This window comes from Pseudanabaena sp. 'Roaring Creek' (genome assembly GCF_001402795.1).
GTDB lineage: Bacteria > Cyanobacteriota > Cyanobacteriia > Pseudanabaenales > Pseudanabaenaceae > Pseudanabaena.
Window position 1 is genome coordinate 23,759 of the sequence record NZ_LIRE01000241.1, and the last position, 12,633, is coordinate 36,391.

Annotated in this window: 7 protein-coding genes, 1 tRNA gene and 1 pseudogene; 7 read left to right on the plus strand and 2 right to left on the minus strand. The window is 43.1% G+C overall.

Annotated elements, in window-relative coordinates; genetic code table 11:
• Positions 1-130 precede the first annotated feature (130 nt).
• The 3 genes and pseudogenes from AC805_RS08240 to AC805_RS24590 all read left to right on the plus strand — a co-directional run.
• Positions 131-5,269, plus strand: coding sequence for a hypothetical protein (locus AC805_RS08240; protein WP_055074979.1), 5,139 nt, complete (start codon positions 131-133; stop codon positions 5,267-5,269).
• 721 nt (positions 5,270-5,990) lie between these two features.
• Positions 5,991-6,689 (plus strand): response regulator transcription factor, encoded by a 699-nt coding sequence (locus AC805_RS08245; RefSeq protein WP_009628090.1) that lies wholly within the window; start codon positions 5,991-5,993, stop codon positions 6,687-6,689.
• 65 nt (positions 6,690-6,754) lie between these two features.
• Positions 6,755-6,889 (plus strand): annotated as a pseudogene (locus tag AC805_RS24590) (hypothetical protein); the annotation flags it as partial.
• A gap of 168 nt (positions 6,890-7,057) precedes the next feature.
• Here the strand turns inward: AC805_RS24590 and AC805_RS08250 are convergent.
• A tRNA-Lys gene (locus AC805_RS08250) sits at positions 7,058-7,129 on the minus strand.
• A gap of 460 nt (positions 7,130-7,589) precedes the next feature.
• Here AC805_RS08250 and rph point away from each other — a divergent pair.
• Positions 7,590-8,309 carry a ribonuclease PH gene (rph, locus tag AC805_RS08255; RefSeq protein WP_055074980.1) on the plus strand — a complete coding sequence of 240 codons (720 nt, stop codon included), beginning with the start codon at positions 7,590-7,592 and terminating at the stop codon, positions 8,307-8,309.
• Between the two features lie 45 nt (positions 8,310-8,354).
• Here rph and AC805_RS08260 read toward each other — a convergent pair whose 3' ends face one another.
• Positions 8,355-8,807, minus strand: coding sequence for a cytochrome c (locus AC805_RS08260; RefSeq protein WP_082429436.1), 453 nt, complete (start codon positions 8,805-8,807; stop codon positions 8,355-8,357).
• A gap of 369 nt (positions 8,808-9,176) precedes the next feature.
• On the opposite strand from AC805_RS08260, the gene hemE reads away from it, so the two are divergent.
• The 3 genes from hemE to AC805_RS08275 all read left to right on the plus strand — a co-directional run bounded on the left by hemE (position 9,177) and on the right by AC805_RS08275 (position 12,532).
• Positions 9,177-10,214 carry a uroporphyrinogen decarboxylase gene (hemE, locus tag AC805_RS08265; protein WP_055074981.1) on the plus strand — a complete coding sequence of 346 codons (1,038 nt, stop codon included), beginning with the start codon at positions 9,177-9,179 and terminating at the stop codon, positions 10,212-10,214.
• A gap of 267 nt (positions 10,215-10,481) precedes the next feature.
• Positions 10,482-11,828: an LCP family protein gene (locus tag AC805_RS08270; protein ID WP_055074982.1), complete on the plus strand. Its 1,347-nt coding sequence runs from the start codon at positions 10,482-10,484 to the stop codon at positions 11,826-11,828.
• Between the two features lie 11 nt (positions 11,829-11,839).
• The gene (locus AC805_RS08275) at positions 11,840-12,532 is read left to right on the plus strand and encodes a manganese efflux pump (RefSeq protein ID WP_055074983.1); all 693 of its coding nucleotides are present in this window, start codon (positions 11,840-11,842) and stop codon (positions 12,530-12,532) included.
• Positions 12,533-12,633: the final 101 nt, after the last annotated feature.

Sequence of the window (12,633 nt, forward strand, 5' to 3'; positions counted from 1 at the left end):
GTTGCGCTATAAGTTTGGGGGATATCAGGGAGAAGAGATGTTCCCCAAACCATTTGGGGTTGCTATAGTAGTGTTCCTGCATAAATTTGCGTAAATTTGAAGATGTCGCGATCGCGGTGAAATAAAACAGGTGATTCAGAGCGAGCAGCCAATCTTTTTCTCAGAAAATGGACATTCCCTTAATGGACAATCCCTAGATAGGTTAGCTAGAGCGATCGGTCTGTTTCAGGGGAATTTCTCATTAATTATTGTCAATTGCAATTACCGCAGTCTTCGCCAAAATATGTTGACTGCTTTGGCGGCAAAAACAGGTTTGCTCTTCCGCGAAATTTGGTGGCGAGAGTCCCACGAGACCCTATATGGTAAATTGCAAAACCTCTGGCGAGAAGGCGCGATCGATCATATTCCTGCCTTGATGTGTTTGGGGTTGGAGCAAACGCCAGCTACGAATTTAGAAAATTTATTTTTAGAAGCAAACCTCTTCCGCGATCGCCTCAAGCAATATATCAACTGTCCTTTGGTGCTGTGGTTGAGCGATCGCGAACTACAGCAATTATTGACTAGCGCTCCAGAGCTAGCAAGTTTGGCTGCCCCAGCGATTAAGTTCGCTTTGTCCCCTACCGAGCTATTTACAGAAGTTAACCAGCAGGTGGATCGATTATTTGCGATCGCTAAAGATCTTCAGATTCCCATATTTTGGCAGGACACCAAAATAGATACCGAGCGCGAATCATTCTCTAGTAATGAGCTAGAACTTGCCCGCCAAGAATTGCGAAGGGCTGCTCTTGAGAAAAATGCTAAGAATGCTCATAGTTCTGAAAACTCTATCAAAAAAGCTGCTGGACAAGATAACTGTCATAACTTTAACGATCTCTTCAATAGCGATCTCTTCAATGGTGATCTCTTCAATGGTGATCTCTTTAAGAGTGATCGAGTCGATGGGCAAAGTGATTTCTTAGAATTAGAAGCAAAATTAGACTTTGCGATGGGACGATTATTGTGGCGCTCCTCCGATGCTCGCGATCGCGATATATACGAAGAATCTCAAGGTACAGTCCATAGCCTTGCCCAAGTCTACTATCAATGCAGTCTTGCCTATTGGCAGAAATTGGATAGACCGATCGAGCGGGGGATCGTTTTATTCTATTTAGGAAATTTGTGGTGGCATAATTCCTTTGTGAATGGAAGACATTCATCGACCTCTTGGGTCGCGGCGAAACAATTTTTTCAAGAAGCGATCACTGCTTTTAAACAAGCCAATCAGTTGGAGTTAATGGCTAAGTATAGCCGAGCCTATAGCGGAGTCCTCGAACAGCTTAGGGATTGGGCAGAACTCCAAAAATGGATAGAATCCCTACTGCCGCTACACCAACAAATGCCCCTCGAACTTGCCCAAGACTACGGTTATTTAGCCAAAATAGCTGTAGAAAAGGGGGAATGGCAGAAAGTGAAGGATTATTCCTGCAAAGCCCTAGCGACCCTAGAGCAAGTTCCTGCTTTTTATGAAGAGAACTTGATGCATAATTGGCTACGCCTGCGTCATATTCAAATAGGTCAATACCAACTATTACTGACTCAGAGCTATCTCCAACTTAATGAGATCAAATTAGCATCTAGTTTAATCGAAGAAACGATCGCTAGTTTTAATCTGAACTACGAACCCAAGCTTTATATTCGCTTCCTCGATACTTTTCACGATCTTGCCTTCGCTCAAGGACGTTATCTTGAGGCTTTCCAAACTCGACAAAGACAGCGATCGCTAGAGCAACAATATGGGCTAAGAGCCTTTATCGGTGCGGGAACACTGCAACCCAAACAACTCTCTCCTTCTAGTCTTGCTGAGATCGAGACGAGTAGATTTGATCTTAATACTGGAGAAATTGCTGCCTCTGGACGAACTCAAGATGTTGAAAGGCTAGTTGAAAGAATTCTCTCCCTAGAGCATCAGCTCACTGTCATTCATGGTGAATCGGGAGTCGGAAAAAGTTCTTTGGTAAATGCAGGGCTGATTCCCGCACTATTGCAGCGATCGCTAACAGGTCAAGAATTACTACCGATCGAGATCCATATCTATACCAATTGGCTCAATGCTATTTCCTTAGCTGTTTATAAAAATTACGATCTCGGTTACAGCGATCCCGTAGCGGTCAAACCCTCTTCATCTTCCCATAAATTTGAGAAAGATAGGAGAGAGAATATGGATGAAAGACGCAGAAAAGGCGATCGCGACATTGTCAATTTACTCCTTAAATTTAGGCAATTAGCCTTGAATGGGACACAGATTGTTCTAATATTTGACCAGTTTGAAGAATTCTTCTCCACCTGCTCCCAGCCGAGGGAAAGACAGATATTTATTGATTTTTGGCAAAACTGTCTGAAGATCCCCCAATTAAAAATAGTAATTTCCATTCGTGAAGATTATCTCCATCTACTATTAGAACTAGAATCTCCCCATGCTGAATTTGACATATTAAGTCGAAACTTCCGCTATGCCCTCGGCAATCTTTCCCCCTCGGACACCAAAGCTCTAATTGAGAACTTGACAGCAAATGCTAATTTTCCCCTCGAACCGATTCTCATCGATGAGTTAGTGAGAGATCTCGCTGGCGATCGCGGTTCGGTAAGACCGATTGAGCTGCAATTAGTTGGCTCACAAATTCAAGATCGCAATATTACGACCCTTGCCGCCTATCGAGCTGCTGGAGCGAAACAGCGGCTTGTCGAGCAGTCGGTGGAAGAAGTAATTCAGGCTTGTGGTAGTGCGGCCTTTATCGCCCAACAGATCTTGATCTTGCTAACGGACGAGCAGGGCAAACGTCCATTGCGTACCTATAATGAATTGCGAACGGGGCTTTTGTCCTACTCTGGCAATACGGTAGATCTCGATTTAGTTTTAGAAATCTTGATCGGATCGGGCTTAGTTTTCCAATTACCTGAAGTCCCCAGCAATCGCTATCAGCTAGTGCATGATTACTTGGTGCCATTTATTCGAGCTAATCAGGAAGCAGGTTTATTGGCTGAGTTGCGGAAAGTACGCTCCTCGGCTCAGCGCAGCGAAGCCAATCTCAACCGCTTAACCAAGTTCGCTTTGGTCGGTACAGTATTAGCTTTATTTGTGATGGTGGGGCTATCTTTTCAAGCAATTCATCAACGCCAACTTGCAGAATTTGGTGAAATTGATGCATTGATCTCTTCGGCAAATTCCAGCTTTTTGCTGAATCGGCAATTAGAGTCTCTATCAACAATTGTCCAATCAGCTAAAAAACTACGAGTTATTGATGAAGGATTGGATAAGACAAGAATTAAGCAATCAATGTTTGAAGGCTTGCAAACGATCGTTTATGGTATTCGCGAGCGATATCGCTTTTATTCGCTGAAAATGGATGCTCCCTTTTATGCCGCCAAATTTAGTCCTGATGGTAAGATCATCGCATTGGGGGGCTTTGACGGTAGCGTATCTCTATATCAGAGCGATGGCAGCCCCATCTCGCGTTTAGTCGGGTTAAAAACGAGTGATATTAGGGGCTTGAGTTTTAGTCCCGATGGTCAAAAAATTGCATCGTCAGGAAAAGGAAAGAGTGTCAGAATTTGGAATGTCAATTCTGGCAAGTTAATTGCGAAGTTCTATGCCCATCGAGATGATATCCTGCGATTGAGTTTTCATCCTGATGGCAAAAGATTGCTGACGGGGAGTAATGATGGCACTGTCAAACTGTGGGATAGCGATCGCGGTGTCGAACTGCTGACCTTGAACCCTCAAAATGCTAGCAATAGCCCAGCCATTAGAGAAACTAACTTCATTCAAGATACCAGTTTTAGTCCCGATGGTAACTTGATCGTGACGGCTAAAAATACGACGATCGCGCTTTGGGACTTGCAAGGTAATTTGTTAACTAACGCGAGCGTCCATGAAAAAGAACTTTACAATGTGAGATTTCATCCTGACGGTAAACAACTGTTAACCTCCGCTAGAGATGAGACGGTCAAGCTGTGGAAGATTAGCGATCAAAATCACCAAATTCAATTATTGCGGATGTTTAAGGGAAACTCAACCGATGTATTGAGTTTAAACTTTAGTGCCAATGGCGAGCGCATTGCTCTTGGTTCTCAAGACAACATGATCCAAATTCTCAATAATGAAGGAATCTTAGAAATGAAGTTAGGAGGACATACTGACGGTATCTTTGATGTTAACTTTAGCCCTGATGGGCGCTATCTCCTGTCTGCGAGTAAAGATCGAACTGCTCGACTCTGGGATCTAAAAGCTACGCTACTAAACACTCTTTACGGGCATACCAGTACCGTTTGGTCGGTCAATTTTAGTCCTGATGGCAAAATGTTTGCCTCTGGTAGTGTTGATAAAAGCATTCGGCTCTGGAATGCCGATGGCACTCTCAAACAAGAACTAAAGGGACATGAGGATACGGTTTATGGGGTTAGTTTTAGTGCGGATAGTAAGAAGTTAGTCTCAGCCAGTAATGACAAAACTGTGAGAATTTGGGATGTTCAAACGGGTAAATTACTCCATTTGTTGAATATTCATGGTGCTAACTTGATTTATGCCACCTTGAGTCCCGATCAAAAAATATTAGCGACCCTTGGTTGGGATAACAAAATCAAGCTATGGCAATGGAAGGATGACGATCGCCCGCAGCTATTGCAAGTGCTAGATGGTCATACCCAAACAGTTTGGGCGATCGCTTTTAGTCCAGATAGCCAGAGACTCGCCTCGACTAGTAATGATCAAACTGTCAAAATTTGGGATGTACGTAGCGGGCAAAATCTCCATACGATGGAAGCTCATGGCAATGGCGGTCTCTCGATTGCCTATAGCCCTGATGGTCAACAAATTGGCTCCGCTGGTAAAGATGGCAAATTGAAGTTATGGAACGCTCAAACAGGGGCGCTGGAGAAGGTAATTGCGGTTACTCCCGATTCTTGGATTTATGGTATGAGTTTTAGTCCTGATGGCAAGGCGATCGCCACCGCCAATGCCGATAAAACCGTTACAATTATGGATCGGGCTAGTGGTAATTTACTCAAGACATTATCGGGGCATGGTGCTGAGGTCTATGCATTGACCTATAGTCCTGATAGTCAGAAAATACTGTCGGCTAGTCGAGATGGTACGCTCAAACTCTGGAATGCGGAGACCTTGGATTTTGACGAACTCGTCCAAAGAGGCTGCAACCTCCTCAACAATTATCTTAAATATACGCCAACCTTATCCCCAGAGATAAAACAAGTTTGCATGTCACCTTTTAAATAGTTAGGCATGATTAAACAAAACTTTTTTGGCGTTATATCTCAAGCAAAAACTTATATTGCTTTGCGTCTAAATTTAAACCCAGAAATTTTTTAAAAGTGTTGCTTTGCAACACTTTTAAAAAATTTCTGGTGGTTCTTTTGAGCAAAAATATAGCAACGTATAGCAATGTATAGCTGTAGCCAAAGGTAATTAGGATATAAAACCCAAGAATTGATTGGCGGTGCTCTGCACCGCCAATCAATTCTTGGGTTTTGATCTGCCATACAGCAATTATCGATCAAACGAACCACAAGGGAATTTTTGAAAGCGTTGCTTCGCAACGCTTTCAAAAATTCCCTTGGTTTGGGTTTGAGCGCAAAGCGCTGTAAGTCAAGGGAATGTAGCTATAGATTGCTAAGATTGCTACATTTTTGATGCTGGATCGGTAATGAAATCGAGGATTGATTGCTATAGTGGTAGATTATAACCGTTTGAAAAATGGCAAAGCTTTTTTTTGAACTTAAACCCCTTGCTGGATCTCGCTTTTACTACGTTGAAGAGTCAGATTACATCAATGTAATAAGTAGTTCCGCACAATTAAAAGACAAAACCAGAGAGCATACCGCCCGCGTAGCGGGCAGTATGCTCTTCTAGGTTTTAAGTTTACTTATGCTTATCTACTTAGTATGGGGCGATCGCAGAATGAAAGAATAGATAGAAGAATAGATAAATAGGGATAACTATGTCAGGACATATCCTGCTTGTAGATGACGAACCAGGACTGAGAGAGGCGGTGCAAGCCTATCTCGAAGATAGTGGCTTTGCGGTACAGGTTGCCAATAATGCTAGGGATGCATGGCAATTGCTTGAGCAAACTACTCCCGATCTGGTGATATCGGACATCATGATGCCACAGGTAAGTGGGTATGAGTTCCTGAAGCAAATGCGCGAGGATGTGCGCTTTTTAAATCTGCCAGTGGTGTTTTTAACTGCTAAGGGTATGACTAAGGATCGTATCGAAGGTTATAACGCAGGCTGTGATGCCTATCTGTCAAAACCTTTCGATCCCGATGAGCTAGTGGCGATCGCTGAAAACTTAATTGCCCGTCGTGCCATGCAAGCAGTCACCGCCAATAGCAACACCTCAGAAATGACCGATCTCGCAGGACAGCTTGCAGAGATTAAAGCTTTACTTAAGCAGAAGCCCGCGATTAACGTTACGCCGCCGCCAATCAAGATAGAGTTTACCCCTCGCGAGCAGAGCGTTTTAGAGCTGGTAGTAGAAGGATTAATGAATAAGGAGATTGCTAAGCGCCTTGGTACGACTATTCGTAATGTGGAGAAATATGTTAGTCGTCTCTTTAGTAAAACTGGCACAAGCAGCCGCACCGAACTGGTTCGCTATGCATTACAACATGGTTTGATTGATTCCTATTCTTGATCGATGTTAGGATCTGTTCCGATGATTTTTACTTTTTTTTCGGCAAGATATAAATCTGGGAACCGAATGCGCCTTACAGTCGTGTGGAAGATATGTTAGACCTTCCAGACTTGAGCGATCGCCAAAAAGAAATTCTTCAATTTAACTTAGCTAATACGAATTCACAAAAGTGTTGTCACACTTTCGTGAATTTGTATTAGCTGAGCGGGGTCGAAGCTAGATAACTTGGTGGGACTTTTTTATTCGCAAAAGCCTAAGCGATCGCCAGCAATGCCAGACCAAAAAGATGAGTGGTGGCACGAAAGTGCTGTTACTCATCTTTTTGAGCTATATCTTTAACTTATTTAGGCATGAATGCAATTTTAGGATGGGTGACCTGGGATTCGAACCCAGGGCCAGCGGATTAAGAGTCCGATGCGCTACCACTGCGCCAGTCACCCGTAAGTTGTTTGACCCATTTAAGGGCGATTTATATACTAGCAAATGTTTGACCAAATACATAACAAAAAATTCTATAAATCCCAATAAAAATTGGCGATCGCTATAATATCCTGAAAGTTAAGAGAAAAGCGAGCCAAAATCTTTGTTTTTTATCTCAGAATCGTTTATTTCTTAACCTATAGCTGTCGCCAAGTGTATTAAGACATAAACCCCAAGAATTGACTGGTGGCGCTTCGCGCCGCCAGTCAATTCTTGGGGTTTGATTTGTCCTCATTCAAGTGACTGTAGCTATAAAAGCCCTAAAGATGAGATGCGGCGCGAAGCGCCGCATCTCATCTCGTCCCAAGCAAACCTTTGAGAGATTGGCAATGGTAAGCGAATGCCCGAAAGTTTGGCGATCGCATTACTCATGTTTGGTCATTGCTATATATGATTGGATAGCCCCGATCGAGCGCGAACATGAGCAATTTATCTATTCTCCAACGTCCTGATGGTCGAGATTGGAATCAACTGCGACCAGTTCACTTGCAATTACCCTTTACCAAAGCCCCTGCGGGTTCGGTACTAGCGAAATTTGGCGATACCCAATTGATCTGTACCGTTTCTATCGAAGAAGGCGTACCTAAGTTTTTGACAGGCAGTAACCAAGGTTGGTTAACGGCAGAATATCGGATGCTTCCAGCCTCAACGATCCCCAGACAGCAGAGGGAGTTTACGAAGCTGTCGGGACGCACCCAAGAGATTCAACGGTTGATTGGACGCAGTTTAAGGGCGGCTCTGGATCTGACGGCGATCGCCAATTACACCTTTGCCGTGGACATTGATGTATTACAAGCCGATGGCGGTACGCGTACGGGTGGCATTACAGGAGGTTTTGTTGCCCTTAAAGCAGCCTGCGATCGCTTAATGGCTGAGGGAAAAATAACCAAATCGCCAATTCGTAATGCTGTTGCCGCCGTTTCTGTGGGCTTATTAGATGGAGCCCCAATTTTGGACTTAAATTATCAAGAGGATGTGGCGGTGAGTGTCGATCTCAATGTGGTGATGGACAGTACTGGCAAATTGATCGAGGTGCAGGGCACGGGTGAATCCGATACATTCTCGCGATCGCAGCTAAATCAAATGTTAGATGTCGCCGAAAGGGGCATTAATGAGTTACTAAAGCATCAAGAACTATAAAAAAGGAAAAAGAGGACGCGCTATGCGCGTCCTCTTTTTCCTTTTTTATAGCTGTTTGAGATAACTTAATAAATCCGCCATATCCTGTGGACTTGGCTGAAACTGTGGCATTGGCGGAGTTTCACCACTGACAACCTGTTGAACCAGACGGGCATCGGACTTGCGATCGGATACACCATGCAAGTTGGGGCCAACCTTACCATTAGCCCATTGTCCGTGACATGCCACACAATTCATCACAAAAATAGACCGCCCCTGTACTGGATCTCCTGATAAATTTAAAACTGACTGCGTATACTGATCGAGGGGTGGACGCATTAACCAGAGCAGGATGGCGATCGCGACAATTACAACGGTAACTGCGATCGCCATTACAACTTGTTGCAGTGACTTTGCCTCAGGAGATGGCAAAGTCGCCTCTGATGCGATCTGTGTCGCTACATCAGTATCCTTTGTCAAATTTACCCCTTCATTAATCACAGTTTTAAACCTAGCCATTGAAATCTAGCCATTGAAACCTAGCCATTGATTAGCTAAAACTTTTATTTCGTTTAGAATGCGGAAAGTATTAATAGCTTAAGTATTAATAACATATCTTAAAGAAAGTATAAGTAATCGGGTCATGTTCAGAAATTAAATAAAGCCTAAATTTAATTCTACTACCATGCCTCATTCTATGCCCCATTCTAGGATTTGGTGAGGCGATCGCCCATATCCATCGGTCATTAATCGGTCATTAATCGGTTATAAACTGGTCAAAATAACGCCTTAGTCGGTTGGTCAAAGCGTTAGTGTCTGGTACTCGACGTTCTATAATTCAAAAGCACAAATAATAAAAACGTTTAAAAACAAAGGAAAGAGTTGATTATGGGAGGAAACGATCGCTTGCTAAGGGCAGCAAGAGGTGAAGTACTGGATCGTCCACCAGTATGGATGATGCGCCAAGCAGGAAGATACATGAAGGTGTATCGTGATTTGCGCGATAAATATCCCACATTTAGAGAGCGATCGGAAATTGCCGAACTCGCCGCCGAAATTTCTTTGCAACCGTTTCGCGCTTTTCAGCCCGATGGCGTGATCATGTTTTCCGATATCCTCACTCCACTTACAGGCATCGGTATTAACTTCGATATCGTCGAAAGTCGAGGTCCAATTATCGAGTCCCCAATTCGTACTCAAGCACAAGTTGATGCGCTGACTGAGTTCGATCCCGATACCGCCGTGCCCTTTATTCGCAAGATATTAAGCGCGATTAAAGATGAGGTCAAAGATCAGGCGACAATTCTTGGTTTTGTGGGAGCCCCTTGGACATTAGCGGCGTATTCCATTGAAGGTAAAGGTTCTAAGGACTATGCCACGATCAAGGCTATGGCTTATAAGGAGCCAGCGATCGTCCATAGCTTTTTGACCAAGATTGCCGAAATGATCGGTACTTATGTCATCCACCAGATTGAGTGTGGCGCTCAAGTGGTGCAGATGTTTGATTCTTGGGCTGGGCATCTTTGTCCCACGGATTATAAAACCTTTGCGCTTCCCTATCAAAAGATGGTTGTGGATAAGGTTAAGGCAAAATATCCCAACACGCCACTGATCCTCTATATTAGCGGCAGTGCAGGAGTGCTCGACCTCATGCCAAAATCGGGTGTGGATATTGTCAGTGTTGACTGGACAGTAGATCTTGCTGATGCACGCGATCGCATTGGTCATGACATTCCCGTCCAAGGAAACCTCGATCCCTGCGTTCTTTTTGCCGATCAAAGTTACATCCGCGAGCGCATTTTAGAAGTAGTCGCGAAGGCTGGTAATAAGGGGCATATCATGAACCTCGGACATGGCATTCTCTCCACTACACCAGAAGACAATGCCAGATTTTTCTTTGAGACTGTTAAAGGGCTGGGTTCTTAATTATCCCTCCTTCTTCAAGTCTCGGCATATAACCCCAAAGATGAATGGCGGCGCTTCGCGCCGCCATTCATCTTTGTTTTTTGATTGGTGACTAATTTGCGCATCGCCCTAGTACAGTCTGTCCAAACTACAGCCCAAGATGTTGATTGTGCTAAATTTTGCCGATGCCCTATACTTTCAATATAAATATGAACCTGTTGGGTTATTACAGTGCAAAAAAAGAGATTTGATAAGCCGCAATCTCACCCACATCCCAGGCAAACTAAAGTGCCCAAGCACTTAGCTCAAAATAATTCCAAATCTCTCAGAAAATTTCTCGTTTATGGGAGCGTGGCATTTGTGTCGGGAATATCAGGCGCATCTTTTGCTTTGGTTCTTGCAATCTCTCCATTCCGACATCCAGCATCGGTATTGCCTAACAGTTCCAAGAGTATTACTACAATTATCCCCACGCAGATAGAGCGACCAGTTAACATCCTCATCTTAGGTATAGATAACTCAGGGCATCCCCATCAGGGAGATTTTACCCCAGCCGAAGCACTATCGGGTAATAGTGACGCTATGTTACTGGTTCGCATTTTCCCCAAGACCCACAAAGTTAATATTTTGTCTATTCCGAGGGATACCCGTGCAGAAATACCGAATGTAGGATTTGATAAGGTTAATGCTGCTAACGTTTACGGGGGAATACCTTTGGCGGCAACCACGGTGAGTCAGCTATTAAGAAATATTTCTATAGATCGCTATATCAGGGTAGATACTGAAGGATTTAGCAATATTGTTGACACCTTAGGAGGGTTAGAGATTAATATCCCGAAGTCGATGAACTATGTAGACCACAGTCAAAATCTTAATATTCACTTTGTAGCTGGTAAGCAAACGCTTAACGGTCAACATTTACAGGAATATGTCAGATTTCGCCATGATGCTTTAGGTGATATTGGTAGAGTTCAAAGACAGCAAGAGGTGATCCAGTCCCTAATTCATAAGCTGATTCAACCCGATACCTTAGGCAAATTACAAGAGATTCTTCAAATTGTACGGCAAAACCTTGATACGGACTTGTCTTTAGGAGAAATGATGGCTATCTACAATGTCATTAAAGACACTGATCGCCATGACCGAAATATGGTGATGCTTCCTGGGCGATTCAGTCAGGATAGTGAGTATGAATCTAGTTACTGGATTGAAAATACTCAAGCTGCTGATGCTATTTTAACGCGCTATTTTGATGTATCTATTCCTGATGGAGTCCCTCAAGACTCGCCACAATTTTCTAATCAGATTTCTAGTCAGAAAGTGCTGGGATCTACATCTATCCAAATAGCGATCGTGAATGCCACAGGTAGTTCTGGGATTGAGGAGAAAGCCATGCAGTTTTTTAAGAATAGTGGGTTTAGCAATGCCTATATAACAGATCGTGAAATTGATTCCTTTGGAGAATCTACAAATAAAACGCAAATTATTGCTCAGCAAGGCAATCCCGAAGTAGCTGAGATGGTGAAGCAAAAAATGGGGATCGGTCAAGTTCAGGTTGCATCTACTGGCGACTTATATTCTGATGTTACAGTGGTCATCAGGGAGGACTTTGCCGCCAAACTTAAAGGTAATTGATTGTATTTCTTATGATCTTTGATAAATTTCCAGTCATTCTCCTCTTAGCAATTGCTGCTAATTTAGATAATTTGGGAGTTGGCATTTCCTATGGAATGCAAAAGCGATATATCCCTACGGTTGCTAATTTAACGATCGCTTTAATTTCCACAGTACTTACTTTTTTGTCCATGATATTTGGACAGTGGTTAGAACATGTTTTGCCTATATGGGCTGCCAATGATTTTGGGGCGAGTATTATTATTGGGGTTGGTGTTTGGGTCTGCTGGGAGAGTTTAAACCGACCCTCTTATCAGATGATATGGCGTTTTTTACGTTGTTCCCTTTTTCAAGTAAAAATCAAAAAAGTTTTTCACCGTCATCCCCAAAATAATTCTCTTCTTCATGAATCAGGGTTTGAAAACGAGATTTCTGCTTCAAATTTAAACTCGTCGGTTTGTTATGCTGCACCAATTCAACTATGGGAAACCATTTTCTTAAGTATTTCCCTTTCTCTGAATGCGATCGCTGGAGGATTAGGTGCGAGTTTATCAGGATATAATCCCATTGTTACATCCTTAGCTATTGGTATATTCAGCTACATAACTGTAGCTTTAGGACAAAAACTGCCAAAAAAAATATTTAATAAATCCCTTGGTAAGTTTTCTCAGCAAATTTCAGGAATATTGCTTATTTTAATTGGTATTTACGAAATTGTTTTTTAAAAGGGCCGGAGGGTTTTCAAGTTATAGCTGTCGCCAAGTGTATTAGGACATAAACCCCAAGAATTGACTGTAGCTGTAAGAAATGGCTACGCCATTTCTTA

Coding starts and splice junctions, on each gene's coding strand:
- hemE (WP_055074981.1), top strand. CDS start 9,177: ATGGGAGGAAACGATCGCTTGCTAAGGGCAGCAAGAGGTGAAGTACTG.
- AC805_RS08245 (WP_009628090.1), top strand. CDS start 5,991: ATGTCAGGACATATCCTGCTTGTAGATGACGAACCAGGACTGAGAGAG.
- AC805_RS08275 (WP_055074983.1), top strand. CDS start 11,840: ATGATCTTTGATAAATTTCCAGTCATTCTCCTCTTAGCAATTGCTGCT.
- rph (WP_055074980.1), top strand. CDS start 7,590: ATGAGCAATTTATCTATTCTCCAACGTCCTGATGGTCGAGATTGGAAT.
- AC805_RS08260 (WP_082429436.1), bottom strand. CDS start 8,807: ATGGCTAGGTTTAAAACTGTGATTAATGAAGGGGTAAATTTGACAAAG.